This is a genomic window from Pedobacter frigiditerrae (genome assembly GCF_032678705.1).
GTDB classification, from domain to species: Bacteria; Bacteroidota; Bacteroidia; order Sphingobacteriales; family Sphingobacteriaceae; genus Pedobacter; species Pedobacter frigiditerrae_A.
Genome location: NZ_JAVTSS010000002.1, coordinates 1,658,311 through 1,678,286 on the forward strand (window position 1 = coordinate 1,658,311; position 19,976 = coordinate 1,678,286).

Below are 19,976 nucleotides of genomic sequence, written 5' to 3' on the forward strand. Positions count from 1 at the left end.
AGTTAATAGTTTAAGGTTAGTCCGGCACCATAGCCCATGTCACTATCATAGTGGGTAGATAGGCCAAAATATTTGGTAACGATATATCTAAATCCGGCCATATACTCCTTATCTGTATTGACCATAAACTGAAAGCGTAATCTTTTGGAGATTGGTACATCTTCCCGCATCAACTGAAATCTGACGTTCCCTTTGTGATCCACAGAAGCATCTGCGATAATTAACATTGGCAAAGTATATTGTACCCCTAAATGAAATACCTGCCTAAAGTTTTTAGAATTGCTCTGTCCGAAAAGGTTGTTGCCTGGTGATAGGGATTGTCCAAAAATATTTTTATCCAATGGATCAATAGTCCTTTTTCTAAAGTCCCAACCCACGTAAGGTAATAGCCATTGATTTCGCCCGATATACTTTCCAAAGTGGCTTTCACTTTCATAGCCCATTTCTTTATCAAAGCCAATTCTCCACTCAGTTGTGAAACGATAGCGGGTATTGGCCAGCATAATTTCACCGTCACTACCATTGGTTTCTATTCCAACCCTTGCCATGGGATGAAATTCCCGGTCATCACTGAACAATTTGCGCTGTGCTAATTTAGGATTTGGGATTTCGGGGTTAGGTGGCGAATTTTCATAGCTGAATACCCTGCCCATACCGCTCATCATGTGGTAAAGAATATGGCAATGGAAAAACCAATCACCTCCGGGTTCCGTAGCAGCAAATTCAATGGTGTCCCTTTCCATCGGCATAATGTCGATAACGTTTTTCATAGGTGCATTTTCACCCTGTTCGTTAACTACCCTAAAATCATGACCGTGAAGGTGCATTGGATGGCGCATCATACTATTGTTAAATAGGATAATCCTTACATTTTCACCTTTTTTAATGAGGATTTTATCGCTTTCAGAAACCGTTTTGTTATCCAAAGACCATACATAACGGTTCATATTCCCGGTAAGGTCAAACTTCAGCTCTTTCCACGGTCCTTTAGGTAAAGTTGTTTTCTTCGGATCACGGAGCATTCCATAGTTTAAAGTAACGATATCCGGGTTATCAGCGGCCATATTCATCCCTGCCATACTTTTATCGTTCGGCATTTGCATACCTGCCATGGCTGCTTTTTTATTCTCTTTTTTTGGCTTCTCTTCTCCCGTCACCTCTGGGTACATGACGGTATTCATATCCATGACCTGGTTTTGCATTTTCATACCTTCCATTTCGATCATGTTGCCACTCATGTCCATCATATCATTCATCATTTTCATTCCGGCAAAGTACTTCAACTTAGGTAGCTTCTGGGCCGGAACTTTTTCTCCCTCGCCCAGCCACAATGATGCCGATTTGGTGCGGTCTTCGGGCGTTACCAAAAATTCGTAGCTCTTATTTTCTGGAATAGTTACTACCACATCATACGTTTCGGATACGGCAATGATCAACCTGTCTACCTCTACGGGCTCTACATCATTTCCATCTGTAGCCACTACGGTGATCTTACCACCGGCATAGGTTAGCCAGAAATAATCGGATGCGCCACCATTGGCTATACGAAGCCTTACTTTGTCGCCTGCTTTAAACTGGGGCTGAACATTTTGGTTCTTGCCGTTGATTAGAAAGGCATCATAATAGACATCACTAACATCCATAGCATTCATGCGCTTCCACTCGTTATTGATTTTGGTTTTGAAGTGTCCTGTCCTGATTGCCTCGGCATAACTTTGGGTCGTTCCTTTTTTAATGGCAAACCAATCATTGGCATTCTTTAAGCTTCTCTGTACCTCTTCTGGTTTCATATCCGTCCATTCACTCAATACTACCGGAAGGGTTGGAATATCCCATTCTTTCCTTTTGTTCATAATGAATGCGCCATACATACCAATCTGCTCCTGCAATCCGCTATGGCTGTGATACCAGTGTGTTCCATTCTGAACGATGGGAAATTTGTAGATATAGGTTGAATGGGGCTTAATAGGCATTTGTGTAAGGAAAGGAACTCCATCCATTTGGTTCGGCAAAAACAGGCCATGCCAGTGCAAAGCTGTCTCCTCATCCAGGTTATTGTGTACGTAGATCAATGCCGTATCACCTTCGGTAAAGGTTAAGGTTGGCATTGGTATCTGTCCGTTTACTGCAATTGCCCGTTTTGTTTTCTTCCCGAATGTTACGGTTGTATCGGCAATGTAAAGATCATAGCGAACTGTTCTGGGCTTCGAACCGTCGGCAATTGTTTTAATTGGGCCAAGGTTCGCCTTTGCCTTTTTGATGTTTGCCATGACCATATCACCAACTCCCATGTCCATGCCGCCCATTCCAGCCATTTTCTCATCTTTGGTTTTCTGGGGCATTTGCATTCCGACATTAACCATTGCATCTGCCTTTGGTTTCTCCTTCACCAGTTTCATGCCACATTTAGGACAGTTTCCAGGTCCAGTCTGATGGACTTCAGGGTGCATGGGACAGGTATAAGATTCTGTTTTTGTAGCCTGATTATTGTTCTGGTCTGCATTTGGCATAGCCATTATTTGCATCTTTTGGGGAGTGCTAGGCTTTTTTGCCAGAGCTATATTTTTAACTGCTACAGGTTTCTTTTTGACCAGGGCCATACCGCATTTGGGACATTTGCCCGGTCCGGCCTTACTAATTTCAGGATGCATTGGGCAGGTGTAGATCTCAGCTTTTGGACTGGCACTTACAGTTTTATGTCCCGAGTGCTGGGCAAGGGCAACCTGAAAGGTACAGATTGCCATTATAAATAGGATTAATTTTTTCATTATCTTTTGTTTTGATTGAGACTGTCCAATGTGCCATCGACCCAGTCCGTCAGTATTTTTTGTTCCCTGTCCGAAAGCTTTGCACTGCGATGGACCAGGGTGTAAGAAGGAAGTGGCATGCTCTGATCCCCGATACGGTTTGCAATGGACTTTAGCTTACTCTGTTTTCTTCGCAGGCTGTAGGTGCTAAATTCATCAAAATTAAGTTCCACCTTCCCTTTATTGACATGCGATCCCATCCACCAACCTATCGGTTGCAGCATGGTATACCATGGGTAGCTGGTCCTATTGCTGTGGCAGTCAAAGCAGGATCTACTAAGGATCTGTCCAGTTTGTTGTGGGACGTTGAACTCCCTTTGAAAATCCCCATGCAAAGGATCGCCCTGGTCATTGCGGGACGGTTGGATAAACTGCAACCCGATAATTAATGCTGCAATCCCGATGAACACCTTACTGCTGTTTTTCATTTTAGTTGAGCTCTTCCTTTAGGCTGCCGCAGTCCTGCATGGCCTTCCCATAATAGGGATTGTGAATTTCCTTGGTCTCACTGATCCAATTACCTCCTTTACCCTTGTTGTACATAGGGCAATTGGCATAATAGAGTTTTTTTCCAGTAGAGTTTCCAGTTTTCAACAGGTCATATATTTCTCCACTGAGGGTTTCAAAATGTTCTCTCTGGTGGCTGATGTTCCCTGCATTGGCTCCGATATGCTCGGCATGTTCCCTGGCATCCGCACTGATATCTGCAAATACCTTTGCCTGTGCCGCAGCAAGGGATAAGGTGTCGATCTTACCAATGGAAACGACAAGGCTCCTGCCTGCTAGGGCTGCCTGCCCATCGTTATCTTGTACAAGGGCATTCTTCAGCTTTAGGTAATCGCTGATGAGGTTTGCAGTTGCATCTTTCTTTGCCGGACTAGACGCGAGCGTACTTTTAGTGGTATCAGATACTTTTTTGTCGGTCGTTTTTGTAGTAGTATTGCATGCAGCAAACAAAAGGCTGGCCATGGCCATACCAAATATGATATTTTTCATTGTTGATTTTTTTGTGGATGTGGGCAACCACCCTTGGGATGTTTTGCCAAGGGTGCAGCCTTTAAGTTAGTTTATGGTCTCTGTTACTTTTCCGCAGGTCAGCATCGAGGACCCATAGTAGGGATTTTTTATGGCCTTTTCACTGCTGATCCAGCTGCTCTTTTTCATCGGACAGTACTGGACATAGATTGGTGCGTCCGAAAGCTTGGCAGATTTGGCCAGCGTAATGATACTGCTTGAAAGTGGAGCAAAATGCGCTCTTTGGAAATTGATGTCCTTATCGCCAGAAATCATAGCAACGTGTTTTAGAAGGTCGGATTTGTCCTTATCGCCGATTGTCTTGCTATCCGAACTTTCGATAGCCTTTGTAAGTTCAGCCGATTTTGCCGAAGCAGTTGATGCATCGCCGCTGACTAGGGCATCCTTTAATCCGTAGTAGGAAGCAATGACAGTTGGTGCTTGATGGTGGGTATTATGATCGTTCTGTGCAAAACCTGTTTGCACTAGGGTTGAAGCCATTGCGACAACCAATATTAGTATTTTTTTCATTTCCTTGATTTTTAATGTACATAGATTATCATGTTGATATCAGCGAAGCTGCATCAAAATAAAAAATGGTTAAAAAATCAGATCTGAAAGCTTTGTACCGCAATACGGATATCGGGGATGGGTGGATGGTGGTGCCTTACAAAATAGCTGTTATTCGGTGAATGTATGCCAGTTGCAATGCTGACGAACTGTAAAAAAGCAGGAACAATGGCAACTGGGAAAAGCAAGGGAAGTTTTATGTCGATAGCTTTATTGAGCTGTTTATCTGCATCGACAAATTTCGCAACTTCGTCCTTGCAGCAGTTGTCTTTGGTTGCAGTTTTCTCTTTTGCCGGATGGTCGTGCTGTTCAGCTTTAGCATGTGAATGGCCGTGCTTTTTTGTACCTGGCGGATGGGAATGTTCAGCTATTTGGACAGTGGAATGTCCCAGGTCATGATGTCCCTTATTGAAACCCATGCCTATCCCGAGCGAACAGGCAAAGCCCACCATCGTATTCAAAAGAAAAACGAATGTGAGAAATATGGCTTTTGCTCTAACGGATGGGCGGATCTTCATTTTTTAAAGATTATGGCTGATGTCCTTTATGTCTAACACAAAGATAGCTTTACTATGTTTGATTAAATTTACACAATTTCCACGAAGATTTATATAATTATGGGAAAAATGTTCCATATGATGTCGCATGGGATATGGTAGTCTGTTCTATTTTTAGAATAAAGATAATTATTTTTAAGGTTGAAATTATCCAATTGACAGTCAGTGACATGGGTATGTTAGTGGTTGATTTTTGCAAATAATTTGTGTATGCTACTTATATATCGTAATATTGCAATATAAAATTATGGGACTTACAAAAAGTGAAATATTCACAGATGAACAGAACCGACTTTCAACATTGTTGAAAGCCATTGCGCATCCAGCACGTATCGCAATCCTCCAAAGAATTATCATTTCTAACACCTGTATCTGTGGTGATCTGGTAGGTGAACTTGGACTGGCTCAGGCGACCATTTCGCAGCACCTGAAGGAACTGAAAAATGTCGGGATCATACAGGGCACTATAGAGGGTGTCAGTGTCTGCTACTGTATCAACCCTAAAACGTGGAAGCTTCTGGAAGACCAGCTTGGAGCTTTTCTAGGTTCTTACAAAGGTGAGACAACCTGCTGTTAAACTTTTTTTGCTCGTATCAATCGTTAAATTGCAATAATACTTTAAATATATAAACTATGAAATTATCAGAAATAAAAGAAATTTTAGCAAGCGCGGAAAGTGTGAATTTCCAGTTGGAAGATGGCAGTGCCGTACCTGAACATTTCCATGTTACCGAAGTGGGGATCGTTACAAAGGATTTTATTGACTGTGGCGGCAAGGTGCGCCATGAGAAAGTGGCGAACTTTCAGTTGTGGGATGCCGATGATTATGAGCACCGTTTGAAAGCTGGGAAACTTTTAGGGATCATTTCCCTTTCGGAAAAGGTATTGGGCATGGAGGACTTGGAAATTGAAGTTGAATACCAGTCGAACACTATCGGAAAGTATGACCTTGGCTTTGATGGTACAAACTTTCTGCTTCTTGCAAAACAGACTGCCTGCCTTGCAAAAGAAGCATGTGGTGTGGAAGATGCTCCCAAAAAAGGAATGGTCAATCTTGCGGGTTCAGCAAGCAGTTGTACTCCTGGCGGTGGTTGCTGCTAATTCTCAATTATGGAAATACGAAGTTTAGTGGCTTCCGATTGGGAGGCAGTAAGGTTGATCTACGAAAAGGGCATTGCTACAGGTAATGCTACCTTTCAGACCTCGGCGCCATCATGGGAGGAGTGGGATAGTTCGCATCTTTCTTCGTGCAGAATTGTGGCTGAAGAAAGCGGAAATGTTGCTGGTTGGGCGGCGCTAACGCCAGTATCTTCACGTTGCGTGTATGCAGGAGTTGCGGAAGTTAGCGTGTATATCGACCCTACATTTTCCGGAATGGGCATCGGTCTTTCACTGTTAGATCGTCTTATTGCCTTGAGCGAAGCCGAAGGAATCTGGACATTACAGGCAGGAATTTTTCCCGAAAACATGGCCAGTCTTCGTATCCATGAGAAAGCTGGATTTAGGATACTTGGAACAAGGGAAAGGATCGGCAAGCAGAATGGAGCTTGGCGGGATACGGTACTGTTGGAGAGAAGAAGTAAAATTATCACCTAAATATATATGAAAAAAATATTAGTGCTGTGCACCGGAAATAGTTGCAGAAGCCAAATTGCAGAAGGGTATCTGAGGTTTTATGCAGGAGATCGGGCAGAAATCTATAGTGCAGGAATAGAAACACATGGTGTAAATCCCAAAGCGGTACAGGTGATGGCAGAAGATCATATTGACATTTCAGGTAATACCTCTAACCATGTAGATGAATATTCTAAAATCGACTTCGATATGGTAATAACAGTTTGCGATAATGCCAATGAAGCGTGTCCATTCTTTCCCGGAAAAGTGGAACGTCTTCACCAGAATTTTCCCGATCCTGCAAAGGCTACTGGAACACCAGAAGAAATCATGGACGAGTTCAGAAGGGTGCGTGACCTGATCAAAGCTTTTTCAGCAGATTTTGTAAATCAATATATAAATGAATAAATCATGAGTGCTAACAATTGTGCCCCTGTGGCCGAACGAAAAAAACTGGGCTTTTTAGATCGTTACCTGACCCTATGGATCTTTATAGCTATAGCAATCGGTGTAGGGACAGGATACTTTATCCCGTCCTCTTCAGGCCTTATCAATTCCTTTTCTTCGGGAACCACCAATATACCTTTGGCTATCGGCCTCATACTTATGATGTATCCACCACTTGCAAAAGTGAAGTACGAAAAAATGGGCGAAGTATTCAAGGATACCAAGGTATTGAGCGTTTCATTGGTGCTTAACTGGTTAATTGGCCCACTTTTAATGTTCTTTTTGGCCATTACATTTTTAAGGGATTATCCCGAATATATGGTCGGCCTTATACTGATCGGTCTTGCAAGATGCATCGCTATGGTTGTGGTATGGAACGAGCTTGCAGAGGGCAACAGGGAATATGCCGCTGGACTTATTGCGCTGAACAGCATCTTTCAGGTTTTGCTCTACAGCGTTTTCGCTTATGTTTTCATCACCGTACTGCCGCCATATTTTGGACTTAAAAGCCTAGAAGTAGATATAACTATTGGAGAGATTGCCAAAAGTGTGGGCATCTATTTGGGACTGCCTTTTGCAATGGGCATTATCAGTAGGTATGCCCTGATCAGACTTAAAGGTGAAGACTGGTTCCAGAACAAGTTCGTTCCGTTTATATCGCCAATCACCTTGATCGCTTTGCTATTTACCATTGTAATTATGTTCAGCCTAAAGGGTAACCTTATCGTGCAGATACCAATGGATGTAGTCCGTATCGCCATACCTCTGGTGATCTATTTCTCTATTATGTTCGTAGTAAGTTTTTTTGCGGGCAAGTACTTTGGTGCAGATTATTCAAGAAGCACTTCCATTGCCTTTACCGCTACGGGAAACAATTTTGAACTCGCCATTGCAGTTGCAATTGGTGTATTTGGGATCAATTCAGGGCAAGCTTTTGCTGGTGTAATCGGCCCTTTGGTTGAAGTTCCTGCACTGATCGCCTTGGTAAACCTGGCTTTCTGGTTCAGGAAAAAATACTATCGCACACCAAAAATCAACAATTAAGAAAACCAACAATTATATTATGAAAATTGCTTTATTCTCTGACATCCATGCCAATCTTCCGGCACTGGAAGCATTCTTTAAAGACGTTGAAACCAGAAATACCGATGCCATCTATTGTTTGGGCGACCTTGTCGGCTATAACATCTGGCCGAATGAGGTGATTGATGAAATCCGAAGACGAGGCATTCCCACCATAGCAGGGAATTATGATTGGGGCATTGGCCGTTCAAGTGACGATTGCGGTTGTGCCTATAAGACCGATGAAGAAAAAGCAATGGGAAAAGTTTCCATTTCCTATACTAATGAAGTGGTAAAAGACGAACAGCGAGCCTACCTCAGAACGCTACCTGCCCACATTAGGCTGGAGTACCAGCTGAACCATGACAGACGCAATATCCTTTTTGTACACGGAAGTCCAAGAAAGGTAAATGAATACCTATTTGAAGATCGTGATGAGAAAAGCATGTTAAGGATCATGGAGCAGGCAGAAGCTGATATTATGTGTTTTGGTCATACCCACCAACCTTATCACCGCATTTTAAATTCTGGAACGGATGGTAGTAATCATTTCAGGCATGCGATAAACATCGGATCTGTAGGAAAACCAAAGGATAAAGACCCAAGAGGTGGTTATGTGATCCTGACCATAAACCCTGACAGTACTGTAACGGACAAGGATAGTATAAAAGTAGAGTTTATCCGCTTTGAATATGATGTTGAAAAAGCAGCAAAGGCAGTAGAGGATAGTCCGCTACCAAATGAATACGCTGATATGCTTCGCAACGGATAGATCATGAGGATAGCACTATTTTCAGATATACACGCCAATCTTCTAGCTTTCCAAGCTATGCTAAAAGATATGGACAGTCTAAGACCTGATGCTGTTTATTGCCTCGGAGATTTGGTTGGCTACCACATCTACCCCAATGAAGTTATTGATGAAATAAGGAGACGGGGTATACCAACTCTTAAAGGCAATCATGATGAAAAGGTTGAAAACATCATCACTAATGCGGAAAGCCTTAATGAACCAGGCAAGAAATACGCATATCATTTGATCCGTGAAGATAACAAAGAATATTTAAGGACACTTCCAGCCCATATCAGACTTGACTTTAAAATGAATAACGAAAAGTTCAACCTTGTATTTGCACATGGAAGTACTCGAACTATCGACGAATATGTGCTTTTTGACACGGATGAAAATTATGTATTACAGATGATGGAAGAAGCAGATGCTGATCTACTTTTTGTGGGGCATTCACATAAACCATACCATCGCGTTATACAAACTGATGGCAGGTTCAAACACGTTATCAATCTTGGCTCTGTTGGAAAACCAAAAGATGGTGATCCAAGGGGTTGCTATGTTATGGTTACCTTGGATAAAGACTCTTCAGCATTAACCAATGATTGCATAATGATAGAATTCAGAAGAGTTGAATATGATGTCGAAGCATCTGCAAAATCGATTGAAGATAGTATGCTACCCGATGAGTTTGCAGCTTCGTTACGCTTCGCTAAATAACCATAAATGAGATTTCAAATAACAAAGCCGGATCAACTCCGGCCTTGTTATTTGTATTGTATTTAGAAACCAAGAGCTAGCTCATTTTTCTGAATGGAGTTTTGCAACAGCCACAATGAGTAAGGCGATACAGGACTTAAATGTTTTGGTAACCGAATCAGAAAAGAGGTGACAGAAAGGAAAAATGCAAAGTAAGCGATAGTAATTTGGGTAAGAACGTGACTGGAAACGGTCAGTTTTTTTTGTTTTTGGGCAATTATTCCTGTCATTTCGACGTTGAACTTTTAGATAGTTAGTGTTGGTTTGCGATGTGCCAGATGACAGGAAGCTACGCTCACTTAGGTTTAACTTTATCCCCAAAGTTATGTTCGACTTTAAAGGAAAAGAATTCACGATCCCTGCCGCAAGGCTGAATGAAATTAAATTGAGCCTAGAAAAGGAACACGGTCGCGATTTCACGGACAAAGAAGTGTCCGATGTTGCCGAGCTGATGTACCAGCTGGCGAGATTGTCTCTCGACCAGGTGATGGATGAACATGAATGGGAACAGAAACTTGAAGGAAAGCCAAAAGGGTATGCTTTTGAACCCAAGGGGTATAGCTGCAGGCTGTGCAATAGAGGTGGGTCGGATGTTGGCATGTGGTATGATAAATATGGACTTAAGTGTATGCACTGTCAGAAAGCTGTGGAATCTGGACTGATCCATGGCGAACTGACTAATGACCACGAGAGTTTTTACACCGATTATGATCTGGAATCACTTTTTAATGTGCACGGAAAAGCCCTGACACAGTGGATTGGTAAAGGAATCATCAGGCCGCGCATCATCCCTCGTTTCGATAATCCCAGCGCTAAGCACCTACGGATATTTTTGATTGCGGACAATTATGGCTTTCTTCCCCAAAAGGAAATGCTCCGGTTCTGGGACACCGTAGAGCAGGAAGTGGACGGGCAACTTTATGAGCGCCACCTGAAATGGTACCAGTGCTGCGATCCGTTTGAGTATCTCAAGGACTATAAGATCATGAATTATCTACGAAGGACTGATTCAGAAAATCCCCCTACCCAGCAGGAAGCCAAACCGAAGAAGCCGGAACAGGAATTTTGTAGTCAAAGTGCATTTCCTGAAGGTTTTGTGAATAAGCGTTATCCAACCAAACACCGGGCGAAACGTAAGAGACAGTAGTAAAATTTTGATTTGAATGGTTAAGAGTACAAATGTAAAATGGAGCTCTTTCGATCGAAGCATCGACTTAGGCCAAATTGGTTGCGAGGCACCTAAACATCATTTTATGTTTTTTCCATTTTTTTCTTGCCATAGATATTGATACAACTAATGAATATTGCCTAATACTCTTATGACTCATCCGAGCTTTTGACCTTCTTTTTTTACATACATATTATCAAGTTATTGTTTTCTTCTCTTCCTTTTGTGTAGTATTCTTGTTGGTTTTTCAAAAAATTTGAACCATAAGGCATGCGTTCAAGAAAAAATTTTAAATTTGAGTTGATAAAAAAAACCGTTACAAATACATTACGGGATTTCTTTGAAGGCTTGTAACTAATTGATATACAAATTATTAGAAATGGGTAGCGTCTGTCTGTTAATCAGAGGGTCGCTGGTTCGAGCCCAGCAGAGGGAGCCAAAGCCTACAACGAAAGTTGTAGGCTTTTTTCGTTTATAGCTGGACGAGAAGTTTATCCCGATTTATCGGGGAGCCCAGCAGAGGGAGCCAATATCAAGAAAAAGCCTTACCATGCCCGGTAAGGCTTTCTTGTTTTTAAAGGTTTTTGCTCTATGTCTATATATTCATTCTCTTAACCTCGCAACCTAAGTATTTCCAATCAATACTAAACTTAATATTAACATAACAAAATTAAGCTATACCCACCATTATTTTCGTGCTATGAAATCCTTCCTTAAGAAAAGGAAAGATAATGCATTTAAGCCATCTTAAACAGATAAAATAATGAAAAGAGTATTAGTAATAGTAAGTATGTTATTTAGCGGAGCTGCCTTTTGTCAGCAAAAATTAGATGTTCAAGCGCATCGTGGTGGTATGGCTTTAATTCCTGAAAACACTATTCCGGCAATGTTAAATGCTGTGAAATTAGGGGCTAAAACATTAGAGTTGGATGTGGTTATTTCAGCAGACGGAAAAGTAGTTGTATCTCATGACGGCTATATGTCAGCAGTTTTTATGACTAAACCAGATGGCTCTGAAATTACTAAAGAAGAAGAGAAGACATTGAGTTTATTTCAAATGTCTTATGAAAGTATTAGTCGCTATCAATCAGGAGTTAAAACACATCCTATGTTTCCTAGACAACTAAAGTTAAAAACGCATAAGCCATTGTTAAGTGATCTAATAGATAGTGTGGAAGTTTATGTGAAAGCAAACAAGCTTAAGCCGGTTTATTATAACATTGAAACGAAATGTTCTCCTATGGGTGATGGAAAATATAATCCTTCTCCAGCCATATTTGTGCAAACAATGATGGATGTGATTAATCAAAAAGGGATCAAAAAAAGAGTCATTATTCAATCTTTTGATGTGAGAACGCTGAAGATTTTGCATCAAACTGAACCAGAACTAAAACTATCTCTTTTGGTTCAAGGGAAAATGAATCTTACTGAAGAACAACTTAAAAAGTATGGCCTTTCAGCTAAAGAAGTTGAGGATTATTTTAAGCAATTGAGTACTAATAAAGGTGGACTAGAAGGAGATTTAGCGATTTTGGGTTTTGTGCCAGCTATTTATAGCCCATATTATAGTGGGGTAGATGCCGAAATGGTAAAAAAAGTACACGATAAAAAGATGCAAATTGTTCCGTGGACAGTTGATAAAGAAGAAGATATGATTGCCTTAGGCAAACTTGGTGTCGATGGAATCATCACTAATAGTCCAGATATTTTAATTAAGCTTTTTGGTAGTTATCAGAAAAAATCAAAATAATCTTTATAGGTTTTTAAATCCCCATCAAATCATAAATTAGGTTGAAAGTCTTATAACGTAAGTTGTAAGGCTTTTTTTAATCATAATTTTTCAACTAAAGAGTTAACAGGGAGGTTATATTTTTGAAAGCCCTTTGATGTGCTGGCTATGCGCTCGAAGCATTTTCATACCTTCAACAGTAGTCATCAATGGGATAGATTTATTTTTAGCATTACTTTTACTGATCTTATAAAGTAAATCCCAATGTTTTTTAATTTCTCCCCAAGCAAAAAATATCGAATGCCTTGGATCGTACATGTGAGTTGGTTCACTTGCTGCGCCATTCAATTCAATGATTGAAAAATTCTTTCCTTGTTCAAAATCATTCCAATTCTTAAACTTAATGTCGAGCCTTCCAAAATAGAATTCTGGTAATTGCTTGCAAACATTATCTATAACCTGTGTAAGATTCTTACTAATCATGTAACTCAAATCTATAAACTTAGCACCCCTGCAATGATTGCCAAAAGGTACTAAAACCTTTTCTTCATCCGTCGATAATATTTGTTCCAACTGATCTCCATAATGCTTTCTTAAGGTTTTAAATTGCAAAATATACCTATCATTTTTTCTGATTAGCATTTCCAATGTTGATTTCCCATCTCCAGTAATCATCAAAAATTCTTTACCAACGATTCCAGTAATTTTACCATAATCTTCATCTGGTAAGCGATGATAAAAGATACCCACTTCATTTTTATAGTCAATAAACTCTTGTGTTAGAAAATTGGCTTTGCTCTGCCTGCTGTAGTCAACAAGGTCGGCCAAATTATTGATCAATTTTACACCAGTGCCTCGTTCTCCCATATCCGGCTTAGCGATTAAGGGGAAACAAATTTCATTATCCGCTAACCTTGCCTTTAATTCTGGGGCATTGGTGCCATTGGCGAATAAGACTGTTTTTGGGTAAAACTGCTGATCAAGATGTTTGTAGCTATCACTTTTGTTTTCCATGGCAAAGCCTGAGTTAAGCCTCATTGGGTTTGCTGCACTAAAGAAAAAGAAAGTACGTGCTTTAGTACTTAGATATAGCCAATAAATATACATCGGTGCATAAACTAGGTGCATAGGCCAATATTCCCAGTTAAAGGTTTTGATGGTTGCAATTCTGAAATTCAGCTTCAAATTTTCAAAGATTGATAGTTTGGTTTTAGCTCTAGGTATTTTAAAGCTAATCTCTTTATCGATCCCACTTTTAAGGTCTTTATAAAGCATATCAGCAGTTGCTGAGGTAATTTTTACAGACGTAATGCTAACTGTCGAAATATTGTTGCTACGTGCCATGACCAATGCATTCTCTTGGTCGCCGGTGCCTGCAAACTGATGAAAGCGAATGGCTTTGTCTTGATTGATGTTTGGCTCCTTTTCTAACCAACTGGCAAACCACTGTTCTCTTTCATCTCTTATTGGCCGAGAGTAAAGCGTAGCAGAAGACCAAATGCAAGGTTGATTAACATTTATCGATTTCTTGTGTTTTTGAAACCCATCCCACCTGCATTCCATTAAGCTACCTTTTTTATAAAGGATGAGTGTGAAATTTTCAATCTCAGCTAAACTTATTTGATCAAAGGTTTTTTCAGGAAACTTTGATTGTATGATTTCTAATAAAATTATACCTCTGCTTTTACGATAGGATGGAAGTTTGACATGGTTTTCGAATGCTCCATTAAGTAATACAGCCACATCACCGTTGTCTTTAACAGCAATCCAAGTTCCACCGCTTTTAGGGTCTTTAGGATAGGCCAATTGATATTCCCCTTGCTTTTCAATAACAGGAGCAAATGCACAACCGCGTTCACTATTTTCATCACGGTTTGATGTGATAATAATACCTTCGTCAGTGGGAATATAACTTACTGTGCACATGCTTTTCTATACTTTAAGGTAGAAGCTGCAATGCCAAAATCTTCTGGTAATAAAATTTTAGAAATTAGGCTAAAACCAACTCTAATCAACGCCATGTGATGTACAGTATGTTCAAGATTATACATTAACTCTCTGTAATAATTTGTAGGCAATTGCTGCTTCCTTTCATCCTCAAAACTATATTCAGCCATAATGTTAAGTTCCTTATTCTCTAGCATGGTTAATCTATTTATTTGTTGAATCTTGGCGATCGCCATTTCCCTAATAGTCTCTAGATTATGATCTCGTTTACGTTTGTCATAATCTATGATACCAGTTTGATAACCATTGCCAAGCTCAATATAGAACTCTAAAATATGCCTAATGTGCTGGCCAATGGAAGCGTTTCCTAATAAGGGTATTGGTTCGCAAAATTGTTCATCAGACAATGCCTCAAGTGCATTTTCAAGCTGAGTGAGCAAGTAACAGATAGATTGGCTAAGCTGATTGATCATGGTCTTATTTTTTGATGAACGCCAAAAGTTTATTTCGCTCAGCTATGATGAGAAATAGGCAGCTAGCAAAAACAATTACTGCAAGCATGAATAATTTTCCAGAATCATTTTGCACCACAATGCCTAATTTGGTTAAATGAGAGAACAGCGCTCCCCCCATTAAACCAAATCCAAGTATAGCGCCATAAACTGTTGTTTTTGGAATAAGTATTAAGATGGAAGCAATTAGTTCAAGTATTCCAGTACCTATTCTTCCCCAAGGTTCTATCCCTAATTCAGTGAAAATATATATCGATACTGGAGCCGCAGAGAATTTAAAAAAGAGTGTTTGTAAAAGAATGATTGCTGCTATCAGCCTTGCTACCCAAATTAAAATGTTTTGTGTTTTTGTTTGCATGGTTATATGGATTTAAGGTTTGTCTTTAATTAAGGGCCATTGCGTGTTTGCTTTTTCTATTAAAGAAGTTTGTTGTTTTGTCCACATCTCTTTCACCTTCCCGTTGTAATTAAAATAGAGCTTGCCATCAACAATGGTCCAAGTATCGGTTTGTGTTGGTGCTTTGTGGCCATCTGCAGTTCCGTAAGCACAATAGCCCCCATATTGTGGACTATATTTTTCTGGCGATTTTTTAAAGCTTTCTAAATTTGCTTTTGAAGAGAAAAGCCAAGTAGCATCTTTATAGGAATAGGAAAGGCTGTCGGCTCCTTTTACAGGTTTAGATTCGGTAAAAAAAGCTACAGGGTCATAGCCTTTAATCGCTTTGCCAGCAGTACAAAAGATTTCAGATTTTTGTGCTTTAACCATAGATACGGTAATCAGCAGCATTGCAGTAATTGTGAATAATTTTTTCATGTTTTTTTATTGATTAGTTGAGTTTTGACCAGTTTTGTTCTGCTTTTTGTTTAAGTATAGTTTCATTTTGGTTCCAATCTTTCAAAGTGTTATTGAAAAATTTATTATAGAAAAGATAGAGTTTGCCATCTAATACTTTAAAAGTTTCGGGATCTACAGTTACCTTTTCGCCGGTTTTACCCATTGCATAAGCGCACCAACCACCAAACTGAGGTTCATATTTTAAAGGGTTGGCTTTGAAAAGTTCACGGTTTTGAGTTGTAGCAAAATGGTAGGTAATACCCTCGTTGGTTAAGCTTATTTCCTTTTTGCCTTCTATTGCTTTTTTGGAAGAAAAATAAGCTACTGGATCATAACCTTCAATTGCAAGTGCACTTTTGTCTATATTAAAGTTTTTTTTGCGTTGTGCCGTTTGGGCAGATGCTGATGTTAGTGAGAAAACTAGCAATAGCATTGTAATTATTATTCTCATAATTTATTTCATGTTGTTTGCCAATTGGTCGTCTATGTTTTAAAATCCTTACAACTTTCCTTAAATTTTTTCTCGGTTAAAAAATTTATATTTCATTTTAAAAAAATTGTAAGGATGTATTTTGTTTTCCGACTAATAGAAAATGAATTATATTTATAAGCTATGACGTCAAGCTATGCCAACTGAGAATGAAGATAAAACCTTAACTGAGCAATCATTATTGCTAGACCCCAAAAAATGGGTTGGGGAGTATGCCGATTATCTTTTTAAATATGCTTTCTTACGTGTTCGTAATGACGATTTAGCGAGAGATTTGGTTCAGGAAACTTTTTTGGCAGCACTTAAAGGATTAACTGGTTTTGATGGAAGAAGTAGTGAACGTACTTGGCTAACTGCTATTTTAAAATTTAAAATAATCGATGTATACCGAAAGGAATCTTCAGGGCTAAATAACATCAAAAAGCTTACAGAGGAAGAATCGCTTCAAGACGATTTTTTTAATACTGATGATGGCCATTGGAAAAAGGAACACGCACCAAAACCATTTGAAACAGGGCAAGACCCACTTCAAGCAAAAGAATTTAATAAGGTTCTAAAGGTGTGTATGCAGAAACTTCCAGTTTTATGGGCATCGGTATTTGCAATGAAACACCTAGATGAAGAAAAAACGGAAGTAATCCTTTCAGAACTTCGACTAACATCTGCAAATTTTTGGGTAATTATTCACCGGACAAAGCTTAGCCTAAGAGCTTGCCTTCAAAAAAATTGGTTATGAACCCACTAAAGAAAATTTCCTACAACTGTCGCCAAGCAACTTTTTTGATTGAAAAAAAGAGCATAACTAGGATTTCAATAAAGGAACAGTTCGAACTTAAATTTCATCTGGCTGGCTGCTCTGTTTGTCAGCTGTTTGAGCAACAAAGCTTAATGATTGATAGAATGGTAAAAAGACATTTTTTTACCGATACGAACGAAAACCCAAAGCTAGATGATGATTTTAAGAAAGCATTAACGAAGCGTATCGAAAATGAAATGGATAAGCAATAAGACAAAGGAATTTTTTTAATGTTCTCATACAGCAAACGAAGCCTTATAATGAAAATTATAAGGCTTTGGCTTTTATCGCTTGTTTTGAAATTTGAGGATAACCTTCTGAGCTATATCTACAATCATTTTCAGCTTAAACACATAAATTTTAATATACATTAATCATTTATGAATGATTGGGGCCTCAGCTATTGTAGATGTATTCCCTATTCGTGTGTTATTCGTATGTGGGTCCTATCTAATCCGCAATGAGTGCAAAACTAATCCGCGTCTAGTCCGCCTCCAATGCGGACTAGACGCGGACTCAATGCGGACTAGATGCGGATTCACTAGGGAGAAAACAGCAATGGGACTGCAATGATAATTAAAGGATGATGCGGTGTCTTATACTTGATTAACCTTACAAAAAAGGATACTTAAACGGTTATATACTTACAGTGATAAAAAGATAAACGGATATAGCCTTACACTAGGTCTGATATGGGTTTCGTTTTACAGCTCAGATGTGGCCTTTTATCATTCAATTTTTTTCTTATCTTAAATTTTAATACTTTCGCCGCCCCCACTAAATTTTTATTTGCTAGCTCCCTCCAGATGAAGAGATTTTTATACGGAATTGACTTTGGTACTACCAATTCGGCATTGGCTATTTATAACGAAGATTCAAAAGAAATCCATAGCACAATCATTATTCCTTCATTGATCTATTTTTATCATCAGCTAGATGCTGGTAAGGATAAAAACTATGTGGTAGGTGAAGAAGCTATTGAGGCTTATTTAAATGATGGGATGAAGGGTCGTTTTATTAAATCTATTAAGCAAATTTTATCAAGAAGTAGTTTTACTGAAACTCGAATTCATAACAGAAAGTACAATGCATCAGACTTGGTGTCTATTATTTTGAAAGAATTAAAAGGCAGGGCCGATGAATTGATTGGTCAAGATTGTAAAAAGGCAGTTATTGGTAGACCTGTGTTTTTTAATGATGATAATGTACAAAAAGACACTTTGGCGCAAAGCAGGCTGGATAAGGCTGCGACACTTGCTGGCTTTACCGAAGTTCGCTTTCAATTTGAACCTATTGGAGCAGCTTTTGCCTACGAGAAAACATTATCGAAAAAAGAAAAAGTGCTAGTGGCAGATTTAGGTGGCGGTACAACAGACTTTACCTACTTGGTACTTGATCCCGAAAAAGTGGGCAGTAAGGATAGAAAGAATGACATGATGGCCACTGGAGGGATTTATATTGGTGGGGATAGTTTCGATTCGTCGTTCATGTGGGAAAAAGGAACACCTTATTTCGGTAAATACACAACTTATGAAGCAACTAGGGGTAAGGTATTAACCGTTCCCAAATCCCTTTTTGTAAATATTTGCTCTTGGGAACAGATGAATTTCTTTAACGGGCAACGGATTAAAAAAGATATTGAAGACTACTATTATTATTCTGGGAACGACCCTAAGTTTAAAAATCTAATTACGCTGATTGAGAATAATTTAGGCTATTCGGTTTTTCAAGCTATTGAAAAAACTAAGATTGAATTATCAAACACAACTACCTCTAAATTTAGTTATCATAATATGGATATCAATATTGATGAAGAAATTCCTTTGTCAAGCTACCAGCAAATCATTAAAAAAGATGTAGATAGAATTTCAACCTATTTGAATGAATTCATGTTGCAAAATAATATAGAGGGAAAAGATATTGATAGCCTTTTTTTAACAGGTGGAACTTCTATGGTAGGGAGTATTCAGCAACTGTTTAAAGAAAAATTCCCTCATCTTAAACTAAACTCTGGAGACAATTTCAAAAGTGTTGCCAAGGGCTTAGCCTATAGTGGTTATCTTTTTGATTAAGCAGTTTAGATATCTACTTTTTCATCCAATGCCATGAACCAAATTTATCTGGATTAAAGAAATCAGGGTTAAGTTCTACGTTTATTTTAAAATCTGAATATTCTTCTGTTTGAACGAGTTTGTTTTGTACATAAATTTTAACATTTCCTTCGTGCCACATCTTCCCAATTTGTTGGTGATTTTCAAACTGACATTCTAAGCGAGACTTTGGTCTTTGTTGGATCATCCTTACTAAATAATGATTTTTAGAATCGTACCAAAGCTGACTAATTGTTGTATCCGCAACTGAAGTTCCAATAATGTCAATTGCCCGTCCTTTCCATTTGCTTTTATGAGCTTTTGTTAAGTCGAAACCTTGGTCAGTAAGTTTTTTGTTTACTTGTTCTAACGTCTCAAAATACATCCCCCCTAATAAATACACCAATATATTTGGATCTATAACAGCTTGCACTTTTTTAAATTTCCTAATATTATAAGTCGAATCTCCTCTGTAAATAATGGCATTGCCGTCTTTAATATCGCCTAAATCTATTCTAAAAAGATTAGGGAAAATACCTGCTTCATACCAAGTTTGAGTTCTAAATACGGTGTCGGCCCTAAGCATACTTGTCTTCTGCACAAAAGTGATGGTCTTTGGCCATTTTCCGTAAAACTGTTGGTGTATTTCCTTTAGTTTTGTATTGGTTTGTGCAATGGCTGATACGGCTAACATCAATAATAAGAGGGCAAAGCAGCTTTCTATTTTTAGGTTAAACTTCATGGTTTAAATATTTAATACAAGATAAGCTTGTGATGTTGATGAAAATC

At 39.0% G+C, this 19,976-nt stretch carries 24 protein-coding genes; 12 read left to right on the forward strand and 12 right to left on the reverse strand.

What is annotated here, in order from left to right; genetic code table 11:
* Positions 1–2: 2 nt before the first annotated feature.
* From R2Q59_RS17770 to R2Q59_RS17790, 5 genes are all read right to left on the reverse strand, one after another.
* The gene (locus R2Q59_RS17770; RefSeq protein WP_410478932.1) at positions 3–2,744 is read right to left on the reverse strand and encodes a multicopper oxidase domain-containing protein; all 2,742 of its coding nucleotides are present in this window, start codon (positions 2,742–2,744) and stop codon (positions 3–5) included.
* Between the two features lie 23 nt (positions 2,745–2,767).
* Positions 2,768–3,235, reverse strand: a complete 468-nt coding sequence (locus tag R2Q59_RS17775) for a heme-binding domain-containing protein (protein WP_316786656.1) — start codon at positions 3,233–3,235, stop codon at positions 2,768–2,770.
* Position 3,236: 1 nt separating this feature from the next.
* A complete protein-coding gene (locus tag R2Q59_RS17780) occupies positions 3,237–3,803 on the reverse strand; it encodes a DUF3347 domain-containing protein (protein WP_316786657.1) in 567 nt (188 codons plus the stop codon).
* A gap of 66 nt (positions 3,804–3,869) precedes the next feature.
* Positions 3,870–4,352, reverse strand: coding sequence for a DUF3347 domain-containing protein (locus R2Q59_RS17785; protein WP_316786658.1), 483 nt, complete (start codon positions 4,350–4,352; stop codon positions 3,870–3,872).
* 77 nt (positions 4,353–4,429) lie between these two features.
* Entirely contained in the window at positions 4,430–4,909 is a 480-nt protein-coding gene (locus tag R2Q59_RS17790; RefSeq protein ID WP_316786659.1) for an HYC_CC_PP family protein, read from the reverse strand.
* Between the two features lie 286 nt (positions 4,910–5,195).
* Between R2Q59_RS17790 and R2Q59_RS17795 the strand changes: the two genes are divergently transcribed.
* Genes R2Q59_RS17795 through R2Q59_RS17825 form a run of 7 tightly spaced genes read left to right on the forward strand, consistent with a single transcriptional unit; the run spans position 5,196 to position 9,581 of the window.
* Positions 5,196–5,525, forward strand: coding sequence for a metalloregulator ArsR/SmtB family transcription factor (locus R2Q59_RS17795; protein ID WP_316786660.1), 330 nt, complete (start codon positions 5,196–5,198; stop codon positions 5,523–5,525).
* 56 nt (positions 5,526–5,581) lie between these two features.
* Entirely contained in the window at positions 5,582–6,049 is a 468-nt protein-coding gene (locus tag R2Q59_RS17800; protein WP_316786662.1) for a DUF6428 family protein, read from the forward strand.
* Between the two features lie 9 nt (positions 6,050–6,058).
* Entirely contained in the window at positions 6,059–6,544 is a 486-nt protein-coding gene (locus R2Q59_RS17805; protein WP_316786664.1) for an N-acetyltransferase family protein, read from the forward strand.
* Between the two features lie 6 nt (positions 6,545–6,550).
* Entirely contained in the window at positions 6,551–6,970 is a 420-nt protein-coding gene (locus R2Q59_RS17810) for an arsenate reductase ArsC (protein ID WP_316786666.1), read from the forward strand.
* Between the two features lie 3 nt (positions 6,971–6,973).
* Complete coding sequence (arsB, locus tag R2Q59_RS17815) at positions 6,974–8,053, forward strand: ACR3 family arsenite efflux transporter (RefSeq protein ID WP_316786667.1); 1,080 nt, start codon at positions 6,974–6,976, stop codon at positions 8,051–8,053.
* A 19-nt stretch (positions 8,054–8,072) separates the two neighbouring features.
* Positions 8,073–8,843 carry a metallophosphoesterase family protein gene (locus R2Q59_RS17820; RefSeq protein ID WP_316786669.1) on the forward strand — a complete coding sequence of 257 codons (771 nt, stop codon included), beginning with the start codon at positions 8,073–8,075 and terminating at the stop codon, positions 8,841–8,843.
* A 3-nt stretch (positions 8,844–8,846) separates the two neighbouring features.
* Positions 8,847–9,581 (forward strand): metallophosphoesterase family protein, encoded by a 735-nt coding sequence (locus R2Q59_RS17825; RefSeq protein ID WP_316786670.1) that lies wholly within the window; start codon positions 8,847–8,849, stop codon positions 9,579–9,581.
* Positions 9,582–9,643: 62 nt separating this feature from the next.
* Here the strand turns inward: R2Q59_RS17825 and R2Q59_RS17830 are convergent, their stop codons facing one another.
* Positions 9,644–9,850 (reverse strand): hypothetical protein, encoded by a 207-nt coding sequence (locus R2Q59_RS17830; protein WP_316786671.1) that lies wholly within the window; start codon positions 9,848–9,850, stop codon positions 9,644–9,646.
* A 95-nt stretch (positions 9,851–9,945) separates the two neighbouring features.
* Here R2Q59_RS17830 and R2Q59_RS17835 point away from each other — a divergent pair, with 95 nt between their 5' ends.
* Positions 9,946–10,767 (forward strand): hypothetical protein, encoded by an 822-nt coding sequence (locus R2Q59_RS17835; protein WP_316786672.1) that lies wholly within the window; start codon positions 9,946–9,948, stop codon positions 10,765–10,767.
* A 784-nt stretch (positions 10,768–11,551) separates the two neighbouring features.
* Positions 11,552–12,538 carry a glycerophosphodiester phosphodiesterase family protein gene (locus R2Q59_RS17840; RefSeq protein ID WP_316786674.1) on the forward strand — a complete coding sequence of 329 codons (987 nt, stop codon included), beginning with the start codon at positions 11,552–11,554 and terminating at the stop codon, positions 12,536–12,538.
* Positions 12,539–12,652: 114 nt separating this feature from the next.
* On the opposite strand, the gene R2Q59_RS17845 is transcribed toward R2Q59_RS17840, so the two are convergent.
* The 5 genes from R2Q59_RS17845 to R2Q59_RS17865 are packed head-to-tail and all read right to left on the reverse strand — an operon-like array spanning position 12,653 to position 16,262.
* Positions 12,653–14,443 carry an NRDE family protein gene (locus R2Q59_RS17845; RefSeq protein WP_316786676.1) on the reverse strand — a complete coding sequence of 597 codons (1,791 nt, stop codon included), beginning with the start codon at positions 14,441–14,443 and terminating at the stop codon, positions 12,653–12,655.
* Positions 14,431–14,937, reverse strand: a complete 507-nt coding sequence (locus R2Q59_RS17850; RefSeq protein WP_316786678.1) for a DinB family protein — start codon at positions 14,935–14,937, stop codon at positions 14,431–14,433. The genes R2Q59_RS17845 and R2Q59_RS17850 overlap by 13 nt, the downstream gene beginning before the upstream one ends.
* Before the next feature lie 4 nt (positions 14,938–14,941).
* Entirely contained in the window at positions 14,942–15,334 is a 393-nt protein-coding gene (locus R2Q59_RS17855) for a hypothetical protein (RefSeq protein WP_316771367.1), read from the reverse strand.
* A 12-nt stretch (positions 15,335–15,346) separates the two neighbouring features.
* Entirely contained in the window at positions 15,347–15,790 is a 444-nt protein-coding gene (locus tag R2Q59_RS17860) for a YHS domain-containing (seleno)protein (RefSeq protein ID WP_316786681.1), read from the reverse strand.
* 13 nt (positions 15,791–15,803) lie between these two features.
* Entirely contained in the window at positions 15,804–16,262 is a 459-nt protein-coding gene (locus tag R2Q59_RS17865) for a YHS domain-containing (seleno)protein (protein WP_316786682.1), read from the reverse strand.
* Between the two features lie 175 nt (positions 16,263–16,437).
* On the opposite strand from R2Q59_RS17865, the gene R2Q59_RS17870 reads away from it, so the two are divergent.
* The 3 genes from R2Q59_RS17870 (at position 16,438) to R2Q59_RS17880 (ending at position 19,169) form a co-directional block, all read left to right on the forward strand.
* On the forward strand, positions 16,438–17,037 hold the full coding sequence (locus tag R2Q59_RS17870; protein ID WP_316786683.1) for a sigma-70 family RNA polymerase sigma factor: 600 nt from the start codon (positions 16,438–16,440) through the stop codon (positions 17,035–17,037).
* Entirely contained in the window at positions 17,034–17,309 is a 276-nt protein-coding gene (locus R2Q59_RS17875; protein WP_316786685.1) for a hypothetical protein, read from the forward strand. Before R2Q59_RS17870 ends, R2Q59_RS17875 begins: the two co-directional genes overlap by 4 nt.
* Before the next feature lie 594 nt (positions 17,310–17,903).
* Positions 17,904–19,169 (forward strand): Hsp70 family protein, encoded by a 1,266-nt coding sequence (locus R2Q59_RS17880; RefSeq protein WP_316786687.1) that lies wholly within the window; start codon positions 17,904–17,906, stop codon positions 19,167–19,169.
* A gap of 13 nt (positions 19,170–19,182) precedes the next feature.
* On the opposite strand, the gene R2Q59_RS17885 is transcribed toward R2Q59_RS17880, so the two are convergent.
* Positions 19,183–19,929 (reverse strand): hypothetical protein, encoded by a 747-nt coding sequence (locus R2Q59_RS17885; protein WP_316786689.1) that lies wholly within the window; start codon positions 19,927–19,929, stop codon positions 19,183–19,185.
* Positions 19,930–19,976: the final 47 nt, after the last annotated feature.

Coding starts and splice junctions, on each gene's coding strand:
- R2Q59_RS17860 (WP_316786681.1), bottom strand. CDS start 15,790: ATGAAAAAATTATTCACAATTACTGCAATGCTGCTGATTACCGTATCT.
- R2Q59_RS17770 (WP_410478932.1), bottom strand. CDS start 2,744: ATGGCAATCTGTACCTTTCAGGTTGCCCTTGCCCAGCACTCGGGACAT.
- arsB (WP_316786667.1), top strand. CDS start 6,974: ATGAGTGCTAACAATTGTGCCCCTGTGGCCGAACGAAAAAAACTGGGC.
- R2Q59_RS17865 (WP_316786682.1), bottom strand. CDS start 16,262: ATGAGAATAATAATTACAATGCTATTGCTAGTTTTCTCACTAACATCA.
- R2Q59_RS17835 (WP_316786672.1), top strand. CDS start 9,946: ATGTTCGACTTTAAAGGAAAAGAATTCACGATCCCTGCCGCAAGGCTG.
- R2Q59_RS17805 (WP_316786664.1), top strand. CDS start 6,059: ATGGAAATACGAAGTTTAGTGGCTTCCGATTGGGAGGCAGTAAGGTTG.
- R2Q59_RS17785 (WP_316786658.1), bottom strand. CDS start 4,352: ATGAAAAAAATACTAATATTGGTTGTCGCAATGGCTTCAACCCTAGTG.
- R2Q59_RS17875 (WP_316786685.1), top strand. CDS start 17,034: ATGAACCCACTAAAGAAAATTTCCTACAACTGTCGCCAAGCAACTTTT.
- R2Q59_RS17870 (WP_316786683.1), top strand. CDS start 16,438: ATGCCAACTGAGAATGAAGATAAAACCTTAACTGAGCAATCATTATTG.
- R2Q59_RS17825 (WP_316786670.1), top strand. CDS start 8,847: ATGAGGATAGCACTATTTTCAGATATACACGCCAATCTTCTAGCTTTC.
- R2Q59_RS17780 (WP_316786657.1), bottom strand. CDS start 3,803: ATGAAAAATATCATATTTGGTATGGCCATGGCCAGCCTTTTGTTTGCT.
- R2Q59_RS17855 (WP_316771367.1), bottom strand. CDS start 15,334: ATGCAAACAAAAACACAAAACATTTTAATTTGGGTAGCAAGGCTGATA.
- R2Q59_RS17795 (WP_316786660.1), top strand. CDS start 5,196: ATGGGACTTACAAAAAGTGAAATATTCACAGATGAACAGAACCGACTT.
- R2Q59_RS17810 (WP_316786666.1), top strand. CDS start 6,551: ATGAAAAAAATATTAGTGCTGTGCACCGGAAATAGTTGCAGAAGCCAA.
- R2Q59_RS17830 (WP_316786671.1), bottom strand. CDS start 9,850: ATGACAGGAATAATTGCCCAAAAACAAAAAAAACTGACCGTTTCCAGT.
- R2Q59_RS17775 (WP_316786656.1), bottom strand. CDS start 3,235: ATGAAAAACAGCAGTAAGGTGTTCATCGGGATTGCAGCATTAATTATC.
- R2Q59_RS17845 (WP_316786676.1), bottom strand. CDS start 14,443: ATGTGCACAGTAAGTTATATTCCCACTGACGAAGGTATTATTATCACA.
- R2Q59_RS17840 (WP_316786674.1), top strand. CDS start 11,552: ATGAAAAGAGTATTAGTAATAGTAAGTATGTTATTTAGCGGAGCTGCC.
- R2Q59_RS17850 (WP_316786678.1), bottom strand. CDS start 14,937: ATGATCAATCAGCTTAGCCAATCTATCTGTTACTTGCTCACTCAGCTT.
- R2Q59_RS17790 (WP_316786659.1), bottom strand. CDS start 4,909: ATGAAGATCCGCCCATCCGTTAGAGCAAAAGCCATATTTCTCACATTC.
- R2Q59_RS17885 (WP_316786689.1), bottom strand. CDS start 19,929: ATGAAGTTTAACCTAAAAATAGAAAGCTGCTTTGCCCTCTTATTATTG.
- R2Q59_RS17800 (WP_316786662.1), top strand. CDS start 5,582: ATGAAATTATCAGAAATAAAAGAAATTTTAGCAAGCGCGGAAAGTGTG.
- R2Q59_RS17820 (WP_316786669.1), top strand. CDS start 8,073: ATGAAAATTGCTTTATTCTCTGACATCCATGCCAATCTTCCGGCACTG.
- R2Q59_RS17880 (WP_316786687.1), top strand. CDS start 17,904: ATGAAGAGATTTTTATACGGAATTGACTTTGGTACTACCAATTCGGCA.